This window comes from Acinetobacter sp. V116_7 (assembly GCF_056735735.1).
In genome coordinates this window covers 20,504-44,276 of record NZ_JBWZIF010000026.1, presented here as the reverse complement: position 1 = coordinate 44,276, position 23,773 = coordinate 20,504, and the positions used below count along the sequence as shown (strand labels likewise).

The following is a 23,773-nucleotide window of genomic DNA, read 5'->3' as shown; positions in this document are numbered from 1 at the left end:
TGACAGCCTTTTTTATATTGGATTATTTTCTCGATAAATAAATGTTAGTGAGCCGATTTAAAAACTGAGGGCTTAAAGTTGAGAGTTGATAAAGCAGTTTGGTTTTTATGCCAACTGGAGTGTGAGTAGGTGTCCAGAAATGAGCTTTTTTCTCTACAAGCGCAAGCACCTGCTGAGCAATATCATTTGGAGTTAAATCTATCCCCATATTTTGAATAGTGCCTGCATCCATATTGTTAACCATTGCAGTTTGCACAAACAGCGGCATCACATCTAAAACGCGAATACCATATTTTTTCCATTCCACATCTAAACCTTCAGTAATTCCGCGAACAGCAAATTTACTGGCTGAGTAAGAAATAAGGTCAGCTTGCCCGTAAATTGCAGAAGCTGAAGATAGATTGATAACACGTGCAAAAGACGCTTGCTTCAAATAAGGTAGGGCAGCATGACAGCCATTGATGACACCGTTTACATTAATATTTATTGTTCTTTGGTGAGCTTTAATATCAGTTGTTTCAAATGCACCAGAATATAAAATACCGGCATTATTTACCAAAATATTGAGTTCGCCAGCCCATTCAGTAAATTCTTTTAATATGTGTTGCCATTGGTCGTAATCACTTACATCTAGATAGCCGGCACGGGCATTTGGCCCTAAGTCGTTTGCCAATTCTTGAGCAAGCGATTCATTAATATCATAAATGCCTACTTTATATCCTTGTTTGTAGAATATGCGTGCAATTTCAGCCCCAATACCTTGAGCGGCACCACTAATCAGAATACTGTATCTCATCTTTTTTCTCTTTGTCAGTACAATAGTGCGACTGATTTAATCGCTTTGATTTTGATCATAACAAATTAAAATCTTAGTTTTACTGACCGACTTTTTAAACTTGAGGGTTACCATGGATAAATTGCTTAACATCATGCAAGAGTTACGAGAAAAATGTCCATGGGATCAACAACAAACCCCAATGTCACTGACTAAATATGCGATTGAAGAAGCATATGAAGTTGAGGCTGCTGTTCGTCAGGGGGATATCAATGAAATCAGAAATGAGCTAGGCGATTTGTTATTACAAGTTGTGTTTCAATCACAAATGTTTAGTGAGCAAGGTGCTTTTAACTTTCAAGATGTTGTTGAGGCAATAAGTGAAAAGTTAATTCGCCGCCATCCACATGTTTTTCAGGCAGATCAATTTAATAACTTAACGCCAGAGCAAGTAAGTGAGCTTTGGAAACAAATTAAACAGCAAGAAAAACAAGGCAAGCCGCAATCAAGGTTGGACGAAATTAAGCATGGACCAGCTCTATTGCAGGCACAAGAAATTCAAGAAAATGTCGCAAAAGTTGGGTTTGACTTTGAAACCGTAGAAGATGCTTATGGAAAACTAGAAGAAGAGCTAGATGAGTTTAAGCAAGCACTAAAAAATCAAAATATTGATGAAATTCAAGATGAATTTGGAGATTGCCTGTTTTCATTAGTCAATGTAGGACGTAAACTTGCGATTTCAAGTGAAACATCACTTTTATCAACAATACATAAATTTAGAAGCCGTTTTGCTTTTATTGAAGATCAAGCACGAAAACAGCAAAGAACATTAGAAGATATGACCTTGTCTGAAATGGATGAATTGTGGAATCAGGCAAAGCGGCAGTTAAGATTAGGGGAAAAAACACATGCATCTCAGCATGAATCTTTGGAAGAGTAAGTCTTATATTTTTATTGTTTTATTTTGGAGCCTGATTTCTTCAACCTTTGTTCAGGCTCAATCTTTTGATCAAAATTTTAAGGAGTGGAAGGCTAAACAGCAGATGTATGATCAGAAGTTGAGCATGCAACACGCCTCGCATTCTAGCGTTCCAAAAAGCTCAGCCATGACTGACTCTTCGGGACAAGTTCACTTGAATCAAGCCAATATTGATGAGCTTCAAAAGCTAAAAGGTATTGGTGAGAAAAAGGCTCAAGCGATTGTAGAATACCGTCAAAAGAATGGTGGCTTTAAAAATATTGATGAATTTAAAAGCGTAAAGGGCATTGGTCCAGCCATTTTTGAAAAGAATAAAGCGCGTTTGACTTTATAAATCATCTGTTTGTCAATTGTCATTTCATGCGCAAACTACAGAGAATCAAATTGCCCTTTGTGTGCGTTAGAGCTATGATTAGCGACAACTTGTTATTTACGTCCTGACGTAGGAGACAGCGTCTTTTGCAAACCTTGCGAGCGTCAAAATGTGGTTTGTCCACAGCCCAACTTCCTTCTTCGATTTTAGATGTGATCGATAGCCTGACTAAAGCTGGCTATGAAGCTTATATTGTTGGGGGTGGTGTCCGTGATTTAATGCTAGGGTTTAATCCTAAAGATTTCGATGCAGTGACCAATGCGACACCTTCTCAAATTAAAGAAGTTTTTGGCAGACGTTGCCGAATCATTGGTCGTCGATTTGAATTAGCACATGTCTATTCAGGGCGTGAGCTTATTGAAGTTGCTACATTCCGTGCTCCTCCTAAAAAAGCAGTCACTAGTGCTTCAGGCATGATTTTACGTGACAATAATTGGGGTACTATCGAACAAGACTTTGCTCGACGTGATTTTTCAATCAATACGCTATATTACCAACCGCGTAAGAGTATTGTGCTCGATTTCTGCAAAGCAATTGACGATGTAAAAAATAAAACTCTACGTTTATTGGGCGATCCTGCACAGCGCTTCGAAGAAGACCCAGTGCGTATGCTGCGAACTCTACGTTTTGCAGCCAAGTTAAATTTCAAAATTGATTCAAATATTCTCGATATCTTTGATGCTGAAATGACGCAATTACTGCGTGATGTCTCTCCGCATCGTTTATACGATGAATCTCAGAAGCTGTTCACAATGGGGCATTTGGCGCGTGTTTTGCCAATGTTGATTGAGTTTGGTGTTTGGAAGCAACTCTTTGCAGATATTCAGCCTAACCTCACTCCATTTATTTTAAGAGCAGCAAAGAATACAGATCAACGTATTCAGGTTGGGAAAACAATTAACCCAGCATTTTTCTATGCTGTGTTATTGTGGCAACCATTTTTAGAGCGTTGTGAGTTTTATTTATCTAAAGGTATTGTGCCGGCTGAAGCCCGTGCACAGGCTGGTTTAGATGTCTTAAAACGTCAAGCAACACGTACAGTTATTCCTCGCTTTGCAGAAACTTTTATTCGTGAAGTTTGGGAAATGCAGACCCGTTTGCTCAATCCAAAACCACAGCAAATAGAAGCATTGGCTGGACATGCTCGTTTCCGTGCAGGTTTTGACTTCTTATTACTTCGTGAAAAGTCAGGTGATGACACAACACAAGGAATGGGAAGCTGGTGGGAAGCCTACCAAGAAATGTCAAATGACGAAAAAGAAGCTGCGATTAGCCAATATAATCGTCAGAAAGCTAGAAACCGTCGTAAAGCTGCTGCTGAACCTATTGAAAATAATAAAGTTGACACGGAAATTGAACCTTTGGTTGATATTCCGGAACCACGTACTCGCCGTGGGAAAAAAGAACGTACTAGACAAGATCAGGCAGTTGGCCGATTTGTTGAAAAAGCGACTACTTCTGAAGCAGGCGTGATGGGCGATCATCCAATTTTAAAACGTAAGCGAGTACAACGTGATTTAAGCCAAGTCGTCTTTGGGCCAACGCAATGACAATAACCACTTATATTGGTTTAGGAAGTAATTTAGGCGATTCACGTCAAATTTTATCTGAAGCCATTGCTAAGCTTAAGACGTTAGGAATGGTTAAAGTCTCTAGACTTTATCAAAGTCCGCCTATGGGACCTCAAGATCAGCCAAATTATTTAAATGCAGTTGCAGAATTAAATACCGATCTTGCGCCTTTAGATTTGCTGGATCATTTACAACGTTTTGAGCAAGAAGCTGGTCGTGTACGGCTTCGTCGTTGGGGTGAGCGAACCTTAGATCTGGATTTGCTTATTTATGGCAATGAAAAAATTCACAATGAGCGCTTAACTGTGCCGCACATAGGCATTCTACAACGAGATTTCGTTGTGATTCCTTTATTAGATTTAGATGCTGATTTACAGATTAATGATCAGCCACTTAAAAATTTAGAACTGATACAGCAGCCAACGCTGACTGTACTTGCGGATGAGTCTTGGGCTTAAGCTCTCGATTCATTATGTTCTGCAAACTCCTGTAGAGGATATCATCATGATTAGTCTAAGTGACTTAAGAAAATTTAAAGCCGAAGGACGTAAGTTCTCTTGTCTAACTTGTTACGATGCAAGCATGGCAAAAGCAATGGAACTTGCTGAAATTGATACAATCTTAATTGGTGATTCTCTTGGAATGGCAATTCAAGGGCGAGATTCAACTTTGCCAGTAACCGTTGAAGATATGGCTTATCATACGGCAGCGGTACGCCGTGGTAATCAACATGCCTTGATTATGACAGACTTGCCATTTATGAGTTATGCAACCTTGAATGATGCTTTGCAAAATGCAAGAACAGTCATGCAAGCTGGTGCTCAAATGGTGAAAATCGAAGGCGGTGCATGGTTAAGTGAAATCGTGCAGGTTTTAACCCGTAATGGTGTACCTGTTTGTGTACATTTAGGCTTAACACCTCAATCTGTACATGTATTCGGTGGCTATAAATTACAAGCTAGAACACGTGAAGCAGCAGATCAGCTTATTGCCGATTGTACAGCAGTGGTTGAGGCGGGTGCAGCGGTATTATTACTTGAATGTGTTCCTGCTCAATTGGGTCAAGAAATTGCTGAATTATTCCCAAATACGCCTGTAATTGGTATTGGCGCAGGTAATGCAACTGATGGTCAAGTATTGGTTGTACAAGATATGTTGGGGTTAACTTTTGGTCGAGTTGCGCGTTTTGTACGTAACTTTATGAAAGAGCAATCAGGTGAAACTGCCATTTTAGATGCCTTTAAATCTTTTCATGCTGCTGTGCAGGATCAGTCATTCCCTGCCAAAGAACATACTTTTCACGTTGAGCTGTAATTCATGAAAACAGAAACCACCATACAAGGTCTTGCAGCTTCTTTAAATCCTGCTAGAGCTGCACGTAAAATTATTGGTTTTGTCCCAACAATGGGAAATCTACATGAAGGGCATCTCACACTTGTTCGTGAAGCGAAAAAGCTATGTGATGTTGTGGTTGTAAGCATCTTCGTAAATCCGACGCAATTTGGTCCAGGTGAAGATTTTGACAGCTATCCTCGTACTTTAGAGCAAGATAGTCGCCTACTTGCTGATGTTGGCTGTGACATTATTTTTGCACCATCAGTTGAGCAAATGTACGGTACACAACCACGTTTAACGAACATCAGTGTCAGTCAGATTACAGATGCTTTATGTGGTAGTTCACGTCCAGGACACTTTGATGGTGTAGCTTTGGTTGTAACTAAGCTCTTTAATATTGTGCAACCGAATTACGCTTTCTTTGGACAAAAAGATTACCAACAGTTAGCCGTTATTCGTCAGTTTGTACAAGATTTAAATATTCCTTTAGAAGTGATTGGCGTGCCAATTGTTCGTGCAGCAGATGGTTTGGCACTTAGCTCAAGAAATGGTTATTTAAGCGCTGAGCACCGTCAGATCGCTCCGGTTATTTATCAAAGTTTGAAGCAGGCTGAGCAACAGTTACATCAAGGCAAAGATTTGCAACAAGTTGTAGAAGATATCAAAACTCAGTTGACAGATAATGGTTTTGTTGTTGATTATGTCGAAGCTCGTCAGACAAATCTGTTACCTGCTACTCAATTTGATCGTGATATTGTGTTGTTTGTCGCGGCAAAACTAGGTGCAACTCGTTTGATTGACAATTTAGAAGTTGCCTTTACACCCCAATAAAAGAGATCAAAGGACAGCCATGCCATGAAGCGTATACTTATCGTGACAGGACAGTCTGGTTCAGGAAAATCTTCGGCCCTTCAAGTATTAGAAGATTTGGGCTATTACTGTATTGATAATTTGCCTTTGGCATTGCTGCCTGAAATTGTGGCAAAGCTAGATCATGAAAACAATCTAGAGCAATTAGCTTTAGGTGTGGATGTAAGAAGTACTCGGGCAGATATGCAAGAGTTCGATCATGTGTTTGAGCAATTACAAAGACATGGAACTGTTGATGTTATTTACTTGACGACACAAGATCAGGATCTGATTGCGCGTTTTAGTGCATCGCGTCGCCCGCATCCATTAGCTAATCGTTTTAAAAGTCTGTTGCAATGTATTCATGAAGAAAAGCAGTTACTGCTTCCGATTCAGTTTCGCGCTACGGTTCATATTGATACAACGGATAAAAGCGTTCATGATTTAAAGCATATTTTACTGTCTAAATTGGGGCAGTCAGATAAGCTTATTGTCATATTGCAGTCATTTGGATATAAACATGGCATTCCTTTGGATGCCGATTATGTTTTTGATGTACGGCATTTACCAAATCCGCATTGGGATTTAGAATTAAGACGTTTTTCTGGTTTGGATGAGCCAGTAAGACTATTTTTAGAAGCAAGTCCGCAAGCAAACGAAATGTTTGATGATATTCTTCACTTCTTAAAAAAATGGCTTCCCGCATTTGCTGAAGGACATCGTCACTATATGACGATTTCTATTGGTTGCACTGGGGGGCAACATCGTTCGGTTTATATCGTAGATAGACTAAAACAAGCACTTGAGGCAGAATGGTCTGTTCAGGTCTTACACAGAGAAATGAAGCACTGGTCATGATAGACACAACTGTTGATGTAATTAATAAACTCGGTTTACATGCTCGTGCATCAGGAAAACTGATCGAGGTCACTACAAAGTTTCGTTCGTCGATCCAGATTGGAAAAGGCGATCATTTGGTAGATGCAAAAAATATTATGTCTTTGCTGATGTTAGGTGCAGGTAAAGGGACCACTTTGCGATTGGTCATTGATGGTACCGACGAAGAGCAGGCATTAAATGAAGTACTGGCGTTATTCGCAGCAAAATTTTATGAGGCAGATTAATCGTGGCACGTGGTTCCCAACGTTATACTGAAGAAGATTTCGGTTCTTTAGAAGGACGTGCAAGTAAAACCGAACAGAAAAAAGCAGTGCAACGCATGGCTGCTTTAGGTGAGCAACTTGCGCAACTTTCTATTAAACAAATTCAGAAACTTCCAGTTGATGAGCGTTTAATTGATGCTTTAATGGAAGTGCAGAACATTAGTTCTTTTGAAGCACGTCGTCGCCAATTTCAACGTATTGGTAAGTTATTGCGCAATGAAGATGAGACGATTATTTTGTCTTATTTAACTCCGCAACAAGGCGCAAAAAGACAGGCTCAATTAATGCGTTGGGTTGACCGTATGATTGAGCAGGGTGATCCTGCAATTAATGAATTTAGTAAAATTTATAATGCATCGGAACGTCACACCTTGCGTCAGCATGTGTTGAGAATCAACCGCGATAAAACTCAACAGGCGAGTGAAGCAGATATTGAGGCATCAAAAGTTAAATTTGTTAACTATGTGCAGCAAATCGCATTATTGTCTGATCAAGGCTAAATGCGCTTAAATAAAAAAAGCGACGCTCGAGGCGTCGCTTTTTTTATTTATATATTCTCAGCACGTTCTTTTGCCCATTCCCGCAAAATAAACTTCTGTAATTTGCCGGTCGATGTTTTTGGAATTTCTGTAATAACCACATCTTTAGGAACTTTAAAGCGGGCTAACTCTTTTTGGCAATGTTCAATAATTTCTTCCGGTGTTGCTGTAGCACCCATTTTTAATTCAATAAATGCGCAGGGTACTTCTTGCCAACGAGCATCGGGTTTAGCGACGACGGCAGCAGTTAAAACAGCTGGGTGTCTATACAACACATCTTCTACTTCTAAAGATGAAATATTTTCTCCACCTGAAATAATAATGTCTTTTGATCGGTCAGTAATTTTTGCATAACCATCTGGATGGCAAACGGCTAAGTCTCCCGTGTGGAACCATCCGCCAGCAAAAGCTTCTTGAGTTGCTTGAGGGTTCTTTAAATAGCCTTTCATGACAATATTGCCACGAAACATAATTTCTCCCATGGTTTGTCCATCATTTGGTACAGGCTGCATTGTTTCGGGGTCTAACACACGCATACTGTCTTGTAATGGGTAGGGTACACCTTGACGGGAATGAAGCTGAGCTTGTTCAGCAATTGAAAGCTCATTCCATCCAGATTGTGAAGCACATAAGGCAGAAGGACCATATGTTTCTGTTAAGCCATAAACATGGTTGACGTTAATTCCCATGTTTCGCATACCTTCAATAATAGCAACTGGAGGAGCTGCTCCAGCAACCATAACTTCAACATGGTGATCAAAGTTGGTTTGTTTTTCTTTAGGTAAGTTAATAATCATTGAAAGAACAATCGGTGCACCACAGAAATAATCAACTTTATGTTCTGCAATGAGTTGCATGACTAATTCTGGGTCGACTTTGCGCAAACAAATATTCGTTCCACCGCTTGCTGCGATACTCCATGCGAAACACCAGCCATTACAATGGAAAAGCGGTAATGTCCATAAATACACAGCACGAGGTTTCATGCCACAGGCTAAGATATTGCTTGCAGCATTGAGATAAGCCCCACGATGATGATAAACAACGCCTTTAGGATTACCCGTTGTTCCAGATGTGTAATTTAAGCTAATTGCATCCCATTCATCTTCTGGTAAATGCCATACAAAGTTAATATCGCCTTGGGCTATCCATTCTTCATATTCAAAAGAACCGATAAACTGATTTTCACCTTCATATTCATCATCAGCTACATCAATCACAATAATGTGTTGGTCAGGAATAAGAGAGAGGGCTTCTCTTGCCAAATTAACAAATTCAGGGTCAACCAACAGCACTTTACTTTCAGCATGTTCAAGCATGAAAGCTATGGTTTTTGCATCTAAGCGAGTATTGAGTGTATTAAGTACGGCACCAGCCATTGGAACTGCGAAATGTGCTTCAACCATGGCAGGAATATTTGGTAATAAGACCGACACCGTATCATTTTTTTTAATTCCCAGTTGTTTGAGCTGAGAAGCAAACTGGCAACAACGTTGGTAAGTTTCTTTCCATGAAATTTGGCGCTTACCATGAATAATTGAAGCTTGATTTGGATAAATATAAGCTGCACGCTCTAAGTAGCGTAGAGGTGACAATGCAACAAAGTTTGCGGGTGTGCGTGGTAACTCATCATAAGCACTAACCATGGTAAACAACTCCGTGTTCTATTTTTAATTCATTCTTTGAAAATATGACTTAATACGCATCAAAGCATCTATGCTTTAGTCTTAAACAGAAATACCCTTCAGTCAGAAAATGAGCAAAAATGCTATTTTCTTCATCTTAAACCACTTGCGCTGAGTGTGTTTAAAAAATCTTCCCAATATATTTTTAAGTCATTTATTGCTGTTTACCTGATAAGCAAAATGTATTTATGATTTTGTGGGCTCAAAGGTTTTCACTTTGCTTGAACAAGTGTAAAATCTTTCAGGTTTTTTAATTTTGATTTACACCGTTTTTATATTTTGAGGTTCGCCTCGATCATAATCTCGCGGTGAAATGCTCCTTCGTATAGGGCATCACTCCTTAAGGATTTTTTTATGCCAATTATCACATTGCCAAATGGCGATCAAAAAAGTTTTGATCACGCTGTATCTGTTATGGAAGTTGCCCAAAGTATCGGGCCTGGTCTAGCAAAAAATACTGTTGCTGGCCGTGTAAATGATCGCTTAGTTGATGCATGTGACTTAATTACCGAAGATTCGACCTTACAAATTATCACTCCAAAAGATGAAGAAGGTCTTGAAATTATTCGCCATTCTTGTGCACACCTTGTAGGACATGCTGTTAAACAGCTATTCCCTGAAGCCAAGATGGTGATTGGTCCAGTCATTGAAGAAGGTTTTTACTACGACATCTGGATGCCTCGTCCGTTTACATTAGACGATATGGCAGCGATCGAAGAGCGCATGAAAAAGCTCATCGATCAAGATTACGATGTCGTTAAAAAAATGACACCGCGTGATGAAGTAATTGCTGAATTTACTACACGTGGCGAAGAATACAAATTACGCTTGATTGCAGACATGCCTGAAGAAACACAAATGGGCTTGTACTACCATCAAGATTATTTGGATATGTGTCGTGGTCCACACGTACCAAACACCAAATTCTTAAAATCATTCAAGCTGACAAAAATCTCTGGCGCTTACTGGCGTGGCGATGCGAAGAATGAACAACTTCAACGTATTTATGGTACAGCATGGGCTGATAAGAAACAGCTTGCTGCGTACATTAAGCGTATTGAAGAAGCTGAAAAGCGCGACCACCGTAAAATTGGTAAAGCCTTAGACTTGTTCCATATGCAAGAAGAAGCACCGGGTATGGTGTTCTGGCATCCAAATGGTTGGACGATTTACCAAGTTCTTGAACAATACATGCGTAAAGTTCAGCAAGACAATGGTTACCTCGAGATTAAAACTCCACAAATCGTAGACTTTACGCTTTGGGAAAAATCAGGTCATGCGGCAAACTACGCTGACAACATGTTTACGACTCATTCTGAAAGTCGTAATTATGCGGTTAAACCAATGAACTGCCCATGTCACGTGCAAGTTTTCAACCAAGGTTTGAAGTCTTACCGTGATTTACCAATTCGTTTAGCCGAGTTCGGTTCTTGCCATCGTAACGAACCATCTGGTTCTTTACACGGTATTATGCGTGTACGCGGTTTTACACAAGATGATGCTCATATCTTCTGTACTAAAGAACAAATTGGTCAAGAAGTGGCAGATTTTATCAAGCTCACTTTAGATGTTTATAAAGATTTTGGCTTTGAAGAAGTGCAAATGAAATTGTCTACACGTCCAGAAAAACGTGTGGGTGATGACGCGCTTTGGGATATGGCTGAGAAATCTTTAGCAGATGCTTTAGATGCTGCGGGTCTTGAGTGGGAATTACAGCCAGGTGAAGGCGCGTTCTACGGTCCGAAAATTGAATTCTCATTGAAAGACTGTCTCGGACGTGTATGGCAATGTGGTACTATTCAATGTGACTTCAACTTACCAGAGCGTTTAGATGCGTCTTACGTAACTGAAGACAATGATCGTGATCAGCCTGTTATGTTGCATCGTGCAATTCTTGGCAGTTTTGAACGTTTTATTGGTATACTAATTGAACACTACGCTGGTTTCATGCCACCTTGGTTGTCGCCGTTACAAGCATGTGTTATGAATATTACTGACTCACAAGCTGAAGCTTGTGAGAAAGTCGTAGCAAAACTCAAAGAAAATGGTCTTCGTGCTATTTCTGACTTGAGAAACGAAAAAATCGGATTTAAGATTCGTGAGCGTACTTTAGAGCGTATTCCTTACCTGTTAGTTCTTGGTGATCGAGAAGTTGAAGAAGGTACAGTGAATGTACGTACGCGCTCAGGAAAAAATTTAGGTACTATGTCAGTAGATGCATTCATTGACTTAGTGAAGTCTGCCGTCGCCGAACGCGGCCGGTATATTGTGGAGTAAGAAAGATTAAACAGCCTGACCGTAACCAACAACAAGGTGCAAAAAGCAACCGTCCAGCAATTAACGATGAGATCCGTGCAAAAGAAGTACGCCTCGTCGGTGCTGAAGGTGAGCAAAAAGGAATTGTTTCATTAAGTGAAGCACTGCGTGCTGCTGAAGAGGTTGAACTTGATCTTGTTGAGATCGTTGCAAACGCCGAGCCGCCTGTTTGTAAAATTATGGATTACAACAAGCACTTGTTTGACCTTAAGCAGAAGCAAAAAGATGCGAAGAAAAAACAGCATCAAGTGCAAGTGAAGGAAATCAAACTGCGCCCTGCAACTGATGTTGGTGATTATCAAGTTAAGCTTCGTGCTATTTTGAAATTCCTTGAAGAAGGAAACAAAGTGAAGATCACTTTACGTTTCCGTGGTCGTGAAATGGCTCATCAACAACTTGGCTTAGCTCAATTGCAAAAAATTGAAGCAGACGTGGCTGAGTATGGGGTTGTGGAACAAGCACCAAAAATGGAAGGCCGTCAAATGGGTATGTTACTTGGACCGAAAAAGAAAAAGTAATACTCAAAAAAAAGCACTGCAAAAGCAGTGCTTTTTTTTACTCTAATATTAATAAAAAATATCACTTAACTTTTCTTTGTTCAGTTTTATTTAAGACAATTGCTATATTTTTTTAAGAAATTCAATTCACGAATTTTATGTGTTTTTTAGTGTTGGAAATCTCATCGCTCCTCTTAAAACATGATATAACGCAAGACGCAGTCATGATAACGATGAATAGGAAAATAGAATGATTGATCTATATTATTGGGGCACTCCCAATGGACATAAAATCACAATTGCCTTAGAAGAAATGGGATTGGATTACACCCTTTACCCAATTAATATTTTAGAAAATGATCAATTTCAACCAGATTTCCTGAGAATTTCTCCAAATAACAAAATTCCTGCGATTGTTGATCAAAATGGACCTCGTGGTGAGCCGATATCTATATTTGAATCGGGTGCTATCTTGCAATATCTAGGTCGAAAAACTGGATTATTTTATCCAGATGATGAACAAGAGCGAGTTGAGGTTGAGCAGTGGCTCATGTGGCAAATGGGCGGGTTAGGACCTATGCTTGGGCAAAATCATCATTTTAATCGTTTCGCCCCAGAAAAAATTCCCTATGCCATAGATCGCTATGTAAATGAAACTAAACGTTTATATGGTGTACTTAATAAACAATTAATTGGTCAGAAGTTTGTTGCTGGTGAGTACTCGATTGCTGACATGGCAATTTTACCTTGGATCTTGCGTTATGAATGGCAAGGTATTCAACTTGAAGACTATCCATATGTACAAGAATATATTGTGCGCTTAACAGCACGTCCAGCAGTTCAGAAAGCACTATCAATTAAAGTAGCTTAATTTCTTGCCTAGATTTAATAAATGCTTAAAGCAAAAAGTCATTTGGTATAATTGCTTATGCTGAGTTACTTTTTGCTTTTTATCAGTGCTTTTGGTGCTGCCACATTATTACCTCTACAGTCTGAAGCGGTGTTGGTAACTTTATTATTAAAGGGACAATATTCAGCTTTGCTTTTAATCGGTACTGCTACTTTGGGTAATGTCTTAGGTTCTTGTGTCAATTGGTGGTTAGGCCTAAAGATAGAGCAGTTTAAACATCGAAAGTGGTTTCCAGTTTCTGAAAAGCGTTTAGAACAAGCCCAGCGCTTTTATCATAAGTATGGCTTTTACTCTTTACTTTTAAGTTGGGCGCCTATCATTGGTGATCCAATTACTTTGGTTGCTGGACTCTTCAAAGAAAATTTTTGGCGCTTCCTTAGTATTGTTATTATTGCTAAAGCAGGGCGCTATTTGTTTATTTACTGGGTGGTGATGGGTTTTATTTAAAATAAAAAAGCATCCGAAGATGCTTTGATTTATAACTATTTAAATTAATCTTCTGAGCTTCTGGTGATATCAACTTTAAATAGATCGTTCGTTTTGATCCAACAGAAAGTCACAACAACCAGCGTCATGCAGCCTCCAAAAATTGTAGCGGTAATCGTGCCTAAATATTTAGCCGCTAAACCTGATTCAAAGGCTCCTAATTCATTACTTGAAGATACAAACATACCATTTACGGCAGCAACGCGGCCTCGCATATTTTCTGGTGGGAAAATTTGCAAAATGGTTTGTCTTACAACAACAGAAATACTGTCACAAGCGCCTGTCATAGCAAGAGCGAAAAGAGATAACCACATATTGTTTGAGAAGGCGAACAGAATAGTAAATATTCCAAAACCTGCTACAGCAAGTAGCATGTTACGCCATGCATGCTGAGTTGGTGGAAAGCGAGTCAAAGCAATCATCGTGATAAGTGCGCCAATAGACGGAGCAGCTCGTAAATATCCAAGCCCTTCCGGACCGACTTTTAATATATCTTCTGCGAAAATTGGTAATAACGCGATAACCCCACCAAATAAAACAGAAGCTAAATCAAGAGAAATCGCCCAAAGAACAATTTTGGTTTTCCAGATAAAACGGAAACCGTCTCCTAGGCTTTCTAAAATATTGTCCGTTTCAATTTTGGGGAAATCACGTTTATGCAATAAGTTAATTAAAATAAAGCAAATACCAAGCAAAACAGCAACGCTAAATAAGCTGGTTTCTCTACCTAAATAAGCAAGCATAAAACCACCCAGCATTGGTCCAATAATTACACCACTTTGCCAGCCGATGGTTGTCCATGTCGCACCATTTGCATAAAGTTCGCGTGGAATTAAAAATGGTTTTAAAGATGTTGCAGAAGGATTGTAGAAACCGCGGATTGTTCCTAAGCCAAAAATAACAGCATAAATGCCCCAAGAAAGGAAGCTTACACTGATATGCCCTAAACCATGTAAGTGGAAAAGTAGCCATAAAACCAGGGGAAGGGGAACCGAGAAAAATAAACAGATTTTCATAATAATCTGTTTATTAAACCTATCTGCAAAATAGCCTCCCCAAAGAGAAAGGGCAATAAAAGGAATGGCTTCTGCAAGTCCGATTAAACCTAAAGTCAGTGGGTCTTTGGTGATTTGGTATAATGAATAGGCAACAATAATTTCTTGAATCAAAATTGCGAGCGTTAAGCAAAACTGATTGATCGTAACGATAGAGAAGTCTCGATACCGTAATGCAGCGAAAGCATCATTTTGTATATTCATATTCTTTTGAATTTAAGAGATTGCACTTATTATAGGCGATGATTTTGTGGATTTTCTCGTAATTTGATAATTGATTATAGAAAATATCGTTTATATAAAATAGACAATTTACTATCAAAAAATGAGCATTTTACTTTTGTTTTAAGTTGGGATGCTTTAGAATATCGGCTCCCTTACCTGCAGGTCGTTTTTGCAATGGTGCAAACGTTCCGAACAGGTGTTCAAAAGAGGTTGTTATGCCTAAGATGAAAACTCGCCGCGGTGCTGCTAAACGCTTCAAGGCGACTGCACACGGTTTCAAGCGCAAACAAGCATTTAAGCGCCACATTTTGACCAAAAAATCTGCTAAACGTATCCGTCAATTACGCGGCTGTGTAATGGTTCATGTTTCTGACGTGAACTCAGTTCGTCGTATGTGCCCATACATCTAAGGAGATTATAAATGGCTCGTGTAAAACGTGGTGTAGTGGCTCATCGTCGTCACAAAAAAATTCTTGCTCGCGCTAAAGGTTACTATGGTGCTCGTTCACGCGTTTACCGCGTAGCGTTCCAAGCGGTAATCAAAGCTGGTCAATACGCTTATCGTGACCGCCGTCAAAAGAAACGTCAATTCCGTGCTCTATGGATTGCGCGTATCAATGCTGGTGCTCGTCAAAACGGTTTGTCTTACAGCCGTATGATCGATGGCTTGAAAAAAGCTCAAGTGATCATCGACCGTCGCGTATTAGCTGACATCGCTATGCATGATGCAGTAGCATTTGCTGCTTTAGCTGAAAAAGCTAAAGGCGCATTAGCTGCATAAGCTTAGAGATTCAAAAAGAGGCCGCTTTTTAGCGGTCTTTTTTATTTTTAGTGGTTCTATTTTAAAAAAGAAAATAATCAGAGATAAATGATGAAAGACGAAAAATTTCTAAAGGACTTAATTCAAAAAGTACAGCAAGACCATCAGTCTAAATACTTATATTTCTGGGGGCATACTCCTAAACAAGCTGATCTTGTTGATAAAAGCTGTTTTAGCCAGTGGTTTCCTGCGCAATTTAAAGTGGAAGGTGATGAATACTTTACTGCTGAGCACTATATGATGGCGCAAAAAGCAAAATTATTTAATGATGAAAAAGTTTTTGCACGGATCTTGCAAGTTAAACATCCGAATGAGGCGAAACAGCTAGGTCGTAAAGTACGTAATTATGATGAACAGATATGGCGAGAAAAACGTTTTGACATTGTCGTACAGGCGAACTTTGCTAAATTCTCTCAGCATCATAAATTGAAAGAATTCTTATTAGCTACAAAAGATCGTATTTTGGTTGAAGCATCTCCAGTTGATAAAATTTGGGGAATTGGTATGGCACAAGACCATCCACATATTCAAGATCCATTTCAATGGCAAGGCTTAAATTTGTTAGGTTTTGCTTTAATGCATGTTCGAGAGCGGTTTTTAGCTGAATAAGTTTGTATGAAACAAATTGGTGCTTCACTTTAAAAGTAGTGACAGGAGGAGAACGAATTGCAATCACTAAACGAAAGAGAAATTCGTATAGCTACTTTTAAGGATGCATTATCTATTGCAGAAGTACATGTGCAGTGTTGGAAAGAAACCTATACAGGTATGCTTAAGCAGGAAATATTAGATGAGCTTAACGTGCTAGATAGGGAACAGTTATGGAAAGAAATCACCAAAAGCCCTGATCATAAGTTATTTATCTATACTGAAAATGGAATAGTGAAAGGCTTTCTCGATGGTTATTTAAATCCAGAAAATAATATTGCTGAAATTCTTGCTTTTTATCTTTTAAGAGAAGTTCAAAAACAAGGCATAGGCCGTGAGTTATTCCAAAATTTCTATCAATGTGCTTTAAATCAGGGATGCAGTTTTATTCGTTTAGAAGTTTTTAATAAAAATCCAAGCCGGTTTTTTTATGAAAAAATGGGAGCCAAAATAATTGGCGAAACCGAACTACCGGAGTTCGGCTTCGAAATAACAGAATTACTTTATCAATGGAAACTCTAATCTAAGTTAAAGACCAAAATAATAAGCCAGAGCACAAATAATAATCGTTAGAATAATCAGCTTAATAACGCCTGAACCAGTGCCTTTATGGTGATGAGATTTCAAATGTTGTGGATTTTCATTTGATTGCTCGAACGGAGAGGCTTTAATTACAGGTACGATCTGAGCTGTTTGGTAGTGATTTGCAGCCTTAACAATAAGTTTGGCAAACAAATCATCAGTTTTTTGCGTAAAATTTCTTAAATTAATGAGTTGTTCTTGGTCTAGCTCTTCTCCTAATGGATCATTTGCAAGGCGTTTCTTTTGTTCTAAATAATTGGCCAATGCTTGAGTACGAGATAAAAGCTGATGAGCATAATCTGCTGGATAATTCTCTGGAATTAAAGCAAGTCTTGGTTCTTGGCTCGTAATGTTTGTACCATCAAAATGAGTTTTTTGAAATTCTGGTTCCTCAAACCCTGCTGCATATTTACTACGAAATAATTCACTCTCCATAAAGTCAGCTATTTCTTGCCATGGCGGATTTTTTAAATCAGTTTCAATTTTTTTTGATAATTTTTCATTGAGTTCAAAACGCCAGAAAGTTTCTAAACGAAGCTCACAGGTTTGTGAAGCAGGAGCTTCAAACTCATTATCACTGTTATACCATTCAGCAAGTTCATGTCCAAAAATCCATGCAAATTTCTTATCATTTTGATGGCTAACGATAAAATGAGTGTAAGGCAAAAGCTCAACGTTGCTGTTTGGATTTTGCTCTTCATTGAGAAGGCTTGATAAATGTAAACTGAGCTGAGTGGTGCCTTGTTTTTTTAGCGCTTCTAGCCAAACTTGGAAGTGTTGAGCGAGTAAATGCTGAGAAGCTAAGTCACGAAACTGAAAACTATGGTGGTCAAAAATATGATGTTGTCGCCATTGGGTAAAGCTTAAATTCTGACGGAGGTATTCATTACCATACGTCACAAGCGTAAGTTGTTGTTTCCAAATTTGATTGAGCGCCATAATAGTTGATCTCATTGACGATGCTATTATCTTATACGTTTTATCTTTTTGTTGCCTAATACATTTTTCATGATGGATAAACTTCATCAATCTGATGAAAAACTGTTAGAATGCAGTGTTTTATTATATTTTTTAATTTGTTGCTTTGAGAGTTAATATGTCACTGGAAGCCCTGACCACAGAAGCGCTTGCTGCCATTGCAGCAGCTCAAGACCTTGTTGCACTTGATCAGGTGCGTGTGCAATTTACAGGGAAAAAAAGCCAGCTTGCAGAACAATCGAAAGCATTAGGGAAAATGGACCCTGAAGAACGCAAAGTACAAGGTGCTGCGATTCATGCTGTTCGAGAAACAATTAATACTGCTTTAACAGAACGTCAAGCGGCATTACAACAGGCAGCACTTGAGCAAAAGCTAGCAAGCGAAACGATTGATATTACTTTGCCGGGCCGCGGTCAACGCGTTGGTACAGTTCACCCTGTTACTCAAGTACAAGAAAGAATTTGTCAGTTTTTCACTAAAGCTGGTTTTACAGTTGCGACTGGTCCAGAAGTTGAAGATGACTATCACAATTTTGAAGCATTAAATATTCCTGGTCACCATCCAGCGCGTGCTATGCACGATACTTTCTATTTTGATGCCACTCATTTACTGCGTACGCACACGTCTGGTGTACAGATTCGTACAATGGAAACAAGTGAGCCACCAATTCGTATCGTATGTCCAGGCCGTGTTTATCGTTGTGACTCAGATCAAACGCATTCACCAATGTTCCATCAGATCGAAGGTTTATACGTTGCTGAGAACACCAGTTTTGCTGAATTAAAAGGTTTACTCATTAACCTGCTAAATGAGTTTTTTGAAAAAGATTTAAAGGTACGTTTCCGTCCATCATATTTCCCGTTTACTGAGCCAAGTGCAGAGGTAGATATTATGGATGAACGTGGCCGTTGGTTAGAGGTTTTAGGCTGTGGCATGGTGCATCCAAATGTATTAAGTGCCGCGGGTATTGATCCTGATAAATACAAAGGCTTTGCTTTTGGTTTAGGGGTAGAGCGCTTTGCTATGTTGCGTTATGGCATTAATGACTTGCGTATGTTCTATCAAAATGATGTGCGTTTCTTACGCCAATTTGCCTAACAATTTTTCAGGATTAAAAAAGGTTTATAAAGATGAAGATTAGCGAAAATTGGCTACGTACATGGGTTAATCCAGCAATTGATAGTGATACATTGTCTGATCAGTTGACGATGCTTGGTCTTGAAGTTGATGAATTGGCACCTGTGGCTAAACCATTTACCGGCGTTGTAATTGGTGAAGTGCTCACTGTTGAGCAGCACCCTGATGCAGACCGTCTACGTGTTACAACAGTAAATATTGGTTCAGGTGAGCCTTTACAAATTGTATGTGGTGCACCAAACGTTCGTGCTGGAATGAAAGCTCCAGTTGCAACCATTGGTGCAGTTTTACCTGGTGATTTTAAAATCAAAAAAGGTAAACTTCGAGGAGTTGAGTCACAAGGCATGCTTTGTGGTGCTTCTGAGATCGATCTTGAAGATAAAATCGATGGTTTGCTCGAATTGCCAGCTGATGCTCCAGTAGGAGTAAATATCCGTGAATACCTCAAACTTGATGATAATGTCATTGATATCAGCATTACGCCAAACCGTGGTGACTGTTTTAGTATTCGTGGTATTGCGCGTGAAATTGCAGTTATTAATAAGCTACAAATGAATGAGCCTGTAATTAACTCGGTTGATGCCACCATTGCTGATGAGAAAAAAGTAGTTATCAGTACTGAAGGTGCTCCGCGTTATCTAGGGCGTGTAGTTAAAAACGTTAATGTAAAAGCTGTGACTCCTGAGTGGATGGAACAGGCTTTATCACGTTCAGGAATTCGTACACATAGTATTTTGGTTGATGTGACCAACTATGTCTTAATGGAATTGGGTCAACCAATGCATGCCTTCGATTTATCTAAAATCGAAGGAACTGTACATGTTCGTCAAGCAACACAACAAGAAAAATTACAACTTCTGAATGATCAAGAAGTTGAGTTGCAAGAAGATATAATGGTGATTGCTGATGATCAAAAAGCTCTGGCAATTGCTGGAATTATGGGTGGTTTAGCATCAAGTGTAACTGATGATACGACTGATATTTTCCTAGAAAGTGCTTTCTTTGCACCACTTGCGATTGCTGGTCGTGCTCGTCGTTTTGGTTTACATACTGACTCTTCGCAGCGTTATGAACGCGGTGTAGATTTCGAATTACCTTTAATTGCAATGAATCGTGCTTCTCAACTTATTCAAGAGTTAGCAGGTGGCGAGTTTGGTCCAATTACTGTAGCTGAAAAAACTGATCTACTTCCTAAGCGTGAAGCAATTGAACTGAAACAAGCTCAGGTAGACCAATTATTGGGATATCAAGTTGCGGGTGAGTTTATTGCGGATGCTTTAACTCGACTAGGGTGTAAGGTAACAGTTAAGGCTGAGAGTGAATGGAGTGTAGTACCACCATCACATCGCTATGACATGGCTATTTATCAAGACTTAATTGAAGAAGTAGCGCGTATTGATGGTTATGACAATATCCAGATCAGCTTACCAAGCATGGATGTTAAATTTGCTAAATATCAAGATCGTTTTGAACTCGCTGAGCTGCGTCAAACGATCGTGACTTTAGGTTATCAAGAAGCAATTAGCTTTAGCTTTGCTGATGCAAAACTTGAAAAGCAATTAAATCCAGAAGTTCAGCCACTCATGCTAGCAAATCCAATTTCAAGTGATTTGGCTGCAATGCGTAGTACTTTACTTTCTAGCTTAATTCCTTGCGTACAATATAATCTCAACCGTCAACAAAGTCGTGTTCGTTTCTTTGAGTTCGGACTGCGTTTTGATTATCAAAATGCTAAGAGCATTGAAGATTTAAAACAGACTCCTACGTTGGCTCTGGTTGCAGTGGGCTCGCAAGAACCAGAATCATGGCATGTAAAGCCTCAACCAATGGATTTCTTTGATTTTAAAGGTGAGGTGGAGGAAGTTTTAGCTGCTGGTCGTGTTAAGGCTGAATATGTACGTTCTGAGCGTGCTTGGTTACACCCAGGACAATCAGCTGAGATTTTAGTTGATGGTAAATCCATTGGTTATTTAGGTCGCTTGCATCCCTCTCTAGAAAATGAGCTTGATTTAAGCACGACGTGGGTAGCTGAACTTGATCAAACAGCTGTTTTGCAATCTTATGTATCTAATTTTACAGAATTATCACGTTTTCCTTCGGTTAGACGTGATATTGCGCTTTTAATCTCTGATAATATAAATGTTAGAGATATTCAGCAGTTAATCGAACAAACTGGTGGAGAGCTTTTAGACTCTACATGGTTATTCGATGTGTATACGGGGCAGGGTGTCGAAGATGGTAAGCGCTCATTAGCGTTTGCACTTTTGTGGCAACATCCTTCACGTACGCTTGAAGATGCTGAAATTAAATCTGGTATGGACAATATAATCCAAGTGTTAGAAAACACTTATCAAGCGACATTGAGGGCCTCATGACAGCATTAACTAAAGCAGACATGGCTGATCATTTAAGTGAGTTAACCAGCTTAAATCGCCGTGAAGCAAAACAAATGGTCGAGTTGTTCTTCGACGAAATTAGCCAAGCACTTATTGCAGGAGAGCAGGTTAAGCTTTCTGGTTTTGGTAATTTTGAGTTAAGAGATAAACGCGAACGTCCAGGACGTAATCCTAAAACAGGTGAAGAAATTCCAATTTCAGCACGTAGGGTTGTGACTTTTAGAGCAGGTCAAAAGTTTAGACAACGCGTTGGAAATGAGCAGATCGATTGATCTGCTTTTTTTTATATTTAGATAGCTTTATTCAACTACGATGTGATATCAATTTATCTAGATAGTTTAAGCGAAATGATTTTTGGAATATAAAATTTAGGCGTAAAAAAGAGGACATAATGTCCTCTTTTTTCTAACCTAATATATAGATTAGTGTGCAGCAGAAGCAGCAGCGTCAGAAGCAGCAGCAGCAACGTCAGAAGCAGCAGCAGCAGTTTCAGAAGCAGCAGCATCAACAGCTACAGCAGCTTCAGAAGCAGCAGTAGTAGCTTCAGAAGCAGCAGCTACAGCTTCAGAAGCAGCAGCAGCAGGAGCTTCTTCTTTCTTAGAACAACCAACGAAAGCTAAAGTAGCAGCTACAGCAGCAACGGCAGCAAATTTTTTGAATAACATGGCATCACTCTCACAAAAAAGATTTGAGATTAAAAAAACCTAAGTTGGACTGTTTTGCTTTTATTATTCCTAAAACGTAGCTAGGTAACAACGCATGGAGCAGTCTAACTGGTCTGCCGCTATGCTATCACTGCAAATGCTGAAATACTACTGTCGTCTGTCAAAAAAATGTATGAAAAACAGAAAAACAGTCTGTTTTTTAACAGAAAAAAACAATCAATCGGCTCGAGTGTATTGGAAAAGGTAGAGGTAAACTACTAAAAAACTTATTTTTTTTAATTCAAAAATAATTATTATCAAAAGCTTATAAGTAAAATTACATAAAAAACCGCAAAATGTATTTTTGTGTAAAGCTTGTCAACCAAATAAAAAGCCACTCAAAAGAGTGGCTTTTTATTGAAGATTAATCGATTAAGTTGAAGCTTTACGCTTCATCTGATCGAAGAAATCATCATTTGTTTTGGTTTCTTTCATACGATCAAGTAAGAATTCCATTGCCGCCAATTCATCCATAGGATGTAGAAGCTTACGGAGGATCCATACTTTACGTAAGTTATCATCATCCATTAAACGCTCTTCACGACGAGTGCCAGATTTCTTAATATTCATAGCAGGGAAGACGCGTTTTTCAGCAATACGGCGATCAAGTGTAATCTCTTGGTTACCTGTACCTTTGAATTCTTCATAAATTACGTCATCCATTTTACTGCCTGTTTCAATCAAAGCAGTTGAAATGATCGTAAGAGATCCACCTTCTTCAATATTACGTGCAGCACCGAAGAAACGTTTAGGGCGCTCTAATGCATGAGCATCTACACCACCAGTTAATACTTTACCTGATGACGGGATAACGGTGTTGTAAGCACGAGCAAGGCGGGTAATAGAGTCAAGAAGAATCACAACGTCTTTTTTATGTTCAACAAGACGTTTTGCTTTTTCAATTACCATTTCTGCAACTTGTACGTGGCGAGCAGGAGCTTCGTCGAATGTTGAAGCAATGACTTCACCGCGAACAGTACGTTCCATTTCAGTTACTTCTTCTGGACGCTCGTCAATTAATAGAACAATCAGGAATACTTCTGGATTGTTTCTAACAATCGATTGAGCAATATTTTGGAGTAACATCGTTTTACCCGCTTTTGGCGGTGCAACAATAATAGAACGTTGTCCTTTACCAATTGGCGCAACTAAGTCAACAACACGAGCAGTTAAATCTTCTGTCGTACCATTACCGAGTTCCATAACCAATTGTTCAGTTGGGAAAAGGGGGGTTAAGTTTTCAAATAAAATTTTATTTCGAGAATTTTCTGGCGTGTCGTAGTTAATCTGGTTAACTTTGAGCAACGCGAAATAACGCTCACCTTCTTTTGGAGGGCGAATAGTACCTGTGATGGTATCACCTGTACGCAAGTTAAAGCGTCGGATTTGTGAAGGACTCACATAAATATCATCCGGACCTGCTAAATATGAACCTGCCGCAGAGCGCAAAAAACCAAAACCATCAGAGAGAATTTCAAGAACGCCATCACCAAAAATTTCTTCGCCATTCATTGCATGGCGTTTCAAAATGGCAAAGATAATATCTTGCTTTCGGTTACGAGCCATACCTTCCAGGCCCATAAATTCAGCAATTTTAATTAATTCACCAATTGGTTTTTTCTTGAGTTCAGTTAAATTCATAAGGGTCAGAATTAGGAAAGAGTAGAGTGTGGTTTAAAAAGAAGAAAAATCGCTCGCATACAAAAAAGATTATCGCAATTGTATTTACACAATAACAATTCAGAAGTC

At 39.2% G+C, this 23,773-nt stretch carries 27 protein-coding genes; 21 read left to right on the top strand and 6 right to left on the bottom strand.

The window, feature by feature from the left end; genetic code table 11:
* Positions 1 to 22: 22 nt before the first annotated feature.
* A complete protein-coding gene (locus AC1PJP_RS11325) occupies positions 23 to 796 on the bottom strand; it encodes an SDR family oxidoreductase (protein WP_479766990.1) in 774 nt (257 codons plus the stop codon).
* 112 nt (positions 797 to 908) lie between these two features.
* Here AC1PJP_RS11325 and mazG point away from each other — a divergent pair, with 112 nt between their 5' ends.
* From mazG to yjgA, 9 genes are all read left to right on the top strand, one after another.
* Positions 909 to 1,715, top strand: a complete 807-nt coding sequence (gene mazG / locus AC1PJP_RS11320) for a nucleoside triphosphate pyrophosphohydrolase (RefSeq protein WP_479766989.1) — start codon at positions 909 to 911, stop codon at positions 1,713 to 1,715.
* Complete coding sequence (locus tag AC1PJP_RS11315; RefSeq protein WP_479766988.1) at positions 1,684 to 2,088, top strand: ComEA family DNA-binding protein; 405 nt, start codon at positions 1,684 to 1,686, stop codon at positions 2,086 to 2,088. Before mazG ends, AC1PJP_RS11315 begins: the two co-directional genes overlap by 32 nt.
* Before the next feature lie 125 nt (positions 2,089 to 2,213).
* A complete protein-coding gene (gene pcnB, locus AC1PJP_RS11310) occupies positions 2,214 to 3,677 on the top strand; it encodes a polynucleotide adenylyltransferase PcnB (protein WP_049837868.1) in 1,464 nt (487 codons plus the stop codon).
* Positions 3,674 to 4,156 carry a 2-amino-4-hydroxy-6-hydroxymethyldihydropteridine diphosphokinase gene (gene folK / locus AC1PJP_RS11305; protein ID WP_013198930.1) on the top strand — a complete coding sequence of 161 codons (483 nt, stop codon included), beginning with the start codon at positions 3,674 to 3,676 and terminating at the stop codon, positions 4,154 to 4,156. Before pcnB ends, folK begins: the two co-directional genes overlap by 4 nt.
* Before the next feature lie 46 nt (positions 4,157 to 4,202).
* Positions 4,203 to 5,012 carry a 3-methyl-2-oxobutanoate hydroxymethyltransferase gene (panB, locus tag AC1PJP_RS11300; protein ID WP_144734264.1) on the top strand — a complete coding sequence of 270 codons (810 nt, stop codon included), beginning with the start codon at positions 4,203 to 4,205 and terminating at the stop codon, positions 5,010 to 5,012.
* Between the two features lie 3 nt (positions 5,013 to 5,015).
* Positions 5,016 to 5,864, top strand: coding sequence for a pantoate--beta-alanine ligase (gene panC, locus AC1PJP_RS11295; RefSeq protein ID WP_111855404.1), 849 nt, complete (start codon positions 5,016 to 5,018; stop codon positions 5,862 to 5,864).
* Between the two features lie 24 nt (positions 5,865 to 5,888).
* Entirely contained in the window at positions 5,889 to 6,740 is an 852-nt protein-coding gene (gene rapZ / locus AC1PJP_RS11290) for an RNase adapter RapZ (protein WP_004794551.1), read from the top strand.
* Positions 6,737 to 7,006 (top strand): HPr family phosphocarrier protein, encoded by a 270-nt coding sequence (locus AC1PJP_RS11285; protein WP_013198928.1) that lies wholly within the window; start codon positions 6,737 to 6,739, stop codon positions 7,004 to 7,006. The genes rapZ and AC1PJP_RS11285 overlap by 4 nt, the downstream gene beginning before the upstream one ends.
* A gap of 2 nt (positions 7,007 to 7,008) precedes the next feature.
* A complete protein-coding gene (yjgA, locus tag AC1PJP_RS11280) occupies positions 7,009 to 7,545 on the top strand; it encodes a ribosome biogenesis factor YjgA (protein ID WP_004794549.1) in 537 nt (178 codons plus the stop codon).
* A gap of 47 nt (positions 7,546 to 7,592) precedes the next feature.
* On the opposite strand, the gene AC1PJP_RS11275 is transcribed toward yjgA, so the two are convergent.
* Positions 7,593 to 9,230, bottom strand: coding sequence for an acyl-CoA synthetase (locus tag AC1PJP_RS11275; protein ID WP_479760636.1), 1,638 nt, complete (start codon positions 9,228 to 9,230; stop codon positions 7,593 to 7,595).
* Positions 9,231 to 9,623: 393 nt separating this feature from the next.
* On the opposite strand from AC1PJP_RS11275, the gene thrS reads away from it, so the two are divergent.
* The 4 genes from thrS (at position 9,624) to AC1PJP_RS11255 (ending at position 13,439) form a co-directional block, all read left to right on the top strand.
* Positions 9,624 to 11,546, top strand: coding sequence for a threonine--tRNA ligase (thrS, locus tag AC1PJP_RS11270; protein ID WP_479766987.1), 1,923 nt, complete (start codon positions 9,624 to 9,626; stop codon positions 11,544 to 11,546).
* A 5-nt stretch (positions 11,547 to 11,551) separates the two neighbouring features.
* A complete protein-coding gene (infC, locus tag AC1PJP_RS11265; RefSeq protein WP_081399203.1) occupies positions 11,552 to 12,103 on the top strand; it encodes a translation initiation factor IF-3 in 552 nt (183 codons plus the stop codon).
* Positions 12,104 to 12,332: 229 nt separating this feature from the next.
* Positions 12,333 to 12,953 (top strand): glutathione S-transferase N-terminal domain-containing protein, encoded by a 621-nt coding sequence (locus AC1PJP_RS11260; RefSeq protein ID WP_005302422.1) that lies wholly within the window; start codon positions 12,333 to 12,335, stop codon positions 12,951 to 12,953.
* A 57-nt stretch (positions 12,954 to 13,010) separates the two neighbouring features.
* Positions 13,011 to 13,439, top strand: coding sequence for a YqaA family protein (locus AC1PJP_RS11255; protein ID WP_199943670.1), 429 nt, complete (start codon positions 13,011 to 13,013; stop codon positions 13,437 to 13,439).
* Positions 13,440 to 13,483: 44 nt separating this feature from the next.
* Here AC1PJP_RS11255 and nreB read toward each other — a convergent pair whose 3' ends face one another.
* A complete protein-coding gene (gene nreB / locus AC1PJP_RS11250; protein WP_013198924.1) occupies positions 13,484 to 14,737 on the bottom strand; it encodes a nickel resistance MFS transporter NreB in 1,254 nt (417 codons plus the stop codon).
* Between the two features lie 236 nt (positions 14,738 to 14,973).
* On the opposite strand from nreB, the gene rpmI reads away from it, so the two are divergent.
* The 4 genes from rpmI (at position 14,974) to AC1PJP_RS11230 (ending at position 16,748) form a co-directional block, all read left to right on the top strand.
* The gene (gene rpmI, locus AC1PJP_RS11245) at positions 14,974 to 15,168 is read left to right on the top strand and encodes a 50S ribosomal protein L35 (RefSeq protein WP_003655048.1); all 195 of its coding nucleotides are present in this window, start codon (positions 14,974 to 14,976) and stop codon (positions 15,166 to 15,168) included.
* Between the two features lie 11 nt (positions 15,169 to 15,179).
* Positions 15,180 to 15,539 carry a 50S ribosomal protein L20 gene (gene rplT, locus AC1PJP_RS11240; protein WP_000124858.1) on the top strand — a complete coding sequence of 120 codons (360 nt, stop codon included), beginning with the start codon at positions 15,180 to 15,182 and terminating at the stop codon, positions 15,537 to 15,539.
* A 90-nt stretch (positions 15,540 to 15,629) separates the two neighbouring features.
* The gene (locus AC1PJP_RS11235; protein WP_479767050.1) at positions 15,630 to 16,187 is read left to right on the top strand and encodes an NADAR family protein; all 558 of its coding nucleotides are present in this window, start codon (positions 15,630 to 15,632) and stop codon (positions 16,185 to 16,187) included.
* A 57-nt stretch (positions 16,188 to 16,244) separates the two neighbouring features.
* On the top strand, positions 16,245 to 16,748 hold the full coding sequence (locus AC1PJP_RS11230) for a GNAT family N-acetyltransferase (protein WP_416704834.1): 504 nt from the start codon (positions 16,245 to 16,247) through the stop codon (positions 16,746 to 16,748).
* Positions 16,749 to 16,754: 6 nt separating this feature from the next.
* Here the strand turns inward: AC1PJP_RS11230 and AC1PJP_RS11225 are convergent, their stop codons facing one another.
* Entirely contained in the window at positions 16,755 to 17,747 is a 993-nt protein-coding gene (locus AC1PJP_RS11225) for a hypothetical protein (protein WP_479767049.1), read from the bottom strand.
* Between the two features lie 157 nt (positions 17,748 to 17,904).
* On the opposite strand from AC1PJP_RS11225, the gene pheS reads away from it, so the two are divergent.
* Genes pheS through AC1PJP_RS11210 form a run of 3 tightly spaced genes read left to right on the top strand, consistent with a single transcriptional unit; the run spans position 17,905 to position 21,592 of the window.
* The gene (gene pheS / locus AC1PJP_RS11220) at positions 17,905 to 18,885 is read left to right on the top strand and encodes a phenylalanine--tRNA ligase subunit alpha (protein WP_004794529.1); all 981 of its coding nucleotides are present in this window, start codon (positions 17,905 to 17,907) and stop codon (positions 18,883 to 18,885) included.
* A 32-nt stretch (positions 18,886 to 18,917) separates the two neighbouring features.
* Positions 18,918 to 21,299: a phenylalanine--tRNA ligase subunit beta gene (gene pheT / locus AC1PJP_RS11215; RefSeq protein ID WP_479766986.1), complete on the top strand. Its 2,382-nt coding sequence runs from the start codon at positions 18,918 to 18,920 to the stop codon at positions 21,297 to 21,299.
* The gene (locus AC1PJP_RS11210) at positions 21,296 to 21,592 is read left to right on the top strand and encodes an integration host factor subunit alpha (RefSeq protein ID WP_000126166.1); all 297 of its coding nucleotides are present in this window, start codon (positions 21,296 to 21,298) and stop codon (positions 21,590 to 21,592) included. The genes pheT and AC1PJP_RS11210 overlap by 4 nt, the downstream gene beginning before the upstream one ends.
* 150 nt (positions 21,593 to 21,742) lie before the next feature.
* Here AC1PJP_RS11210 and AC1PJP_RS11205 read toward each other — a convergent pair whose 3' ends face one another.
* Positions 21,743 to 21,985 (bottom strand): hypothetical protein, encoded by a 243-nt coding sequence (locus AC1PJP_RS11205; RefSeq protein ID WP_479760634.1) that lies wholly within the window; start codon positions 21,983 to 21,985, stop codon positions 21,743 to 21,745.
* Positions 21,986 to 22,079: 94 nt separating this feature from the next.
* On the opposite strand from AC1PJP_RS11205, the gene AC1PJP_RS11200 reads away from it, so the two are divergent.
* Positions 22,080 to 22,232: a hypothetical protein gene (locus AC1PJP_RS11200; protein ID WP_107880773.1), complete on the top strand. Its 153-nt coding sequence runs from the start codon at positions 22,080 to 22,082 to the stop codon at positions 22,230 to 22,232.
* Between the two features lie 164 nt (positions 22,233 to 22,396).
* Here AC1PJP_RS11200 and rho read toward each other — a convergent pair whose 3' ends face one another.
* Positions 22,397 to 23,665 (bottom strand): transcription termination factor Rho, encoded by a 1,269-nt coding sequence (gene rho / locus AC1PJP_RS11195; protein ID WP_004794523.1) that lies wholly within the window; start codon positions 23,663 to 23,665, stop codon positions 22,397 to 22,399.
* Between the last annotated feature and the right edge of the window lie 108 nt (positions 23,666 to 23,773).

Excerpts from the sequence above, each read along its gene's own strand:
- AC1PJP_RS11275 (WP_479760636.1), bottom strand. The coding sequence starts at position 9,230 with ATGGTTAGTGCTTATGATGAGTTACCACGCACACCCGCAAACTTTGTT.
- rapZ (WP_004794551.1), top strand. The coding sequence starts at position 5,889 with ATGAAGCGTATACTTATCGTGACAGGACAGTCTGGTTCAGGAAAATCT.
- AC1PJP_RS11225 (WP_479767049.1), bottom strand. The coding sequence starts at position 17,747 with ATGGCGCTCAATCAAATTTGGAAACAACAACTTACGCTTGTGACGTAT.
- AC1PJP_RS11325 (WP_479766990.1), bottom strand. The coding sequence starts at position 796 with ATGAGATACAGTATTCTGATTAGTGGTGCCGCTCAAGGTATTGGGGCT.
- thrS (WP_479766987.1), top strand. The coding sequence starts at position 9,624 with ATGCCAATTATCACATTGCCAAATGGCGATCAAAAAAGTTTTGATCAC.
- AC1PJP_RS11205 (WP_479760634.1), bottom strand. The coding sequence starts at position 21,985 with ATGTTATTCAAAAAATTTGCTGCCGTTGCTGCTGTAGCTGCTACTTTA.
- rplT (WP_000124858.1), top strand. The coding sequence starts at position 15,180 with ATGGCTCGTGTAAAACGTGGTGTAGTGGCTCATCGTCGTCACAAAAAA.
- panB (WP_144734264.1), top strand. The coding sequence starts at position 4,203 with ATGATTAGTCTAAGTGACTTAAGAAAATTTAAAGCCGAAGGACGTAAG.
- pheT (WP_479766986.1), top strand. The coding sequence starts at position 18,918 with ATGAAGATTAGCGAAAATTGGCTACGTACATGGGTTAATCCAGCAATT.
- rpmI (WP_003655048.1), top strand. The coding sequence starts at position 14,974 with ATGCCTAAGATGAAAACTCGCCGCGGTGCTGCTAAACGCTTCAAGGCG.
- AC1PJP_RS11315 (WP_479766988.1), top strand. The coding sequence starts at position 1,684 with ATGCATCTCAGCATGAATCTTTGGAAGAGTAAGTCTTATATTTTTATT.
- rho (WP_004794523.1), bottom strand. The coding sequence starts at position 23,665 with ATGAATTTAACTGAACTCAAGAAAAAACCAATTGGTGAATTAATTAAA.
- AC1PJP_RS11235 (WP_479767050.1), top strand. The coding sequence starts at position 15,630 with ATGAAAGACGAAAAATTTCTAAAGGACTTAATTCAAAAAGTACAGCAA.
- pheS (WP_004794529.1), top strand. The coding sequence starts at position 17,905 with ATGTCACTGGAAGCCCTGACCACAGAAGCGCTTGCTGCCATTGCAGCA.
- mazG (WP_479766989.1), top strand. The coding sequence starts at position 909 with ATGGATAAATTGCTTAACATCATGCAAGAGTTACGAGAAAAATGTCCA.
- AC1PJP_RS11285 (WP_013198928.1), top strand. The coding sequence starts at position 6,737 with ATGATAGACACAACTGTTGATGTAATTAATAAACTCGGTTTACATGCT.
- nreB (WP_013198924.1), bottom strand. The coding sequence starts at position 14,737 with ATGAATATACAAAATGATGCTTTCGCTGCATTACGGTATCGAGACTTC.
- panC (WP_111855404.1), top strand. The coding sequence starts at position 5,016 with ATGAAAACAGAAACCACCATACAAGGTCTTGCAGCTTCTTTAAATCCT.
- AC1PJP_RS11210 (WP_000126166.1), top strand. The coding sequence starts at position 21,296 with ATGACAGCATTAACTAAAGCAGACATGGCTGATCATTTAAGTGAGTTA.
- AC1PJP_RS11255 (WP_199943670.1), top strand. The coding sequence starts at position 13,011 with ATGCTGAGTTACTTTTTGCTTTTTATCAGTGCTTTTGGTGCTGCCACA.
- AC1PJP_RS11260 (WP_005302422.1), top strand. The coding sequence starts at position 12,333 with ATGATTGATCTATATTATTGGGGCACTCCCAATGGACATAAAATCACA.
- folK (WP_013198930.1), top strand. The coding sequence starts at position 3,674 with ATGACAATAACCACTTATATTGGTTTAGGAAGTAATTTAGGCGATTCA.
- AC1PJP_RS11200 (WP_107880773.1), top strand. The coding sequence starts at position 22,080 with ATGGAGCAGTCTAACTGGTCTGCCGCTATGCTATCACTGCAAATGCTG.